General features: G+C 52.2%; 1 rRNA gene. It reads left to right on the top strand.

The window, feature by feature from the left end:
• Positions 1-628 (top strand): 23S ribosomal RNA (locus OHJ21_RS32950); the annotation flags it as partial.

The raw sequence follows: 628 nt of genomic DNA, 5'->3' as shown, positions 1-628 counted from the left end.
ACTGCCTCGGGGAGCTGTAAGCAAGCTTCGATCCGGGGATGTCCGAATGGGGAAACCCAGCTAGTGTAATAGCTAGTTACCCGTATCTGAATACATAGGATGCGAGGAGGCATACCCAGGGAACTGAAACATCTAAGTACCTGGAGGAAGAGAAAACAAGAGTGATTCCGTCAGTAGCGGCGAGCGAACGCGGAACAGCCTAAACCAGAGAGCTTGCTCTCTGGGGTTGTGGGACGTCTCACATGGAGTTACAAAGGAACATATTAGGCGAAGAGGTCTGGAAAGGCCCGCTATAAGAGGTAAAAGCCCTGTAGCCGAAAGTATATTCCCTCCGAGACGGATCCCGAGTAGTGCGGGGCACGTGAAACCCCGTATGAATCCAGCAGGACCATCTGCTAAGGCTAAATACTCCCTAGCGACCGATAGTGAAACAGTACCGTGAGGGAAAGGTGAAAAGCACCCCGGAAGGGGAGTGAAATAGATCCTGAAACCGTGTGCTTACAAGAAGTCAGAGCCCGATCTATGGGTGATGGCGTGCCTTTTGTAGAATGAACCGGCGAGTTACGTTCCCATGCAAGGTTAAGGCGAGAAGCCGTAGCCGCAGCGAAAGCGAGTCTGAATAGGGCGA

Origin of the sequence: Virgibacillus sp. LDC1 (assembly GCF_025792345.1) — a bacterium.
Taxonomy (GTDB): Bacteria; Bacillota; Bacilli; order Paenibacillales; family Paenibacillaceae; genus Paenibacillus_AQ; species Paenibacillus_AQ lautus.
The sequence above is the reverse complement of the archived record's forward strand: the minus strand, read 5'-3'. Positions and strand labels throughout refer to the sequence as shown.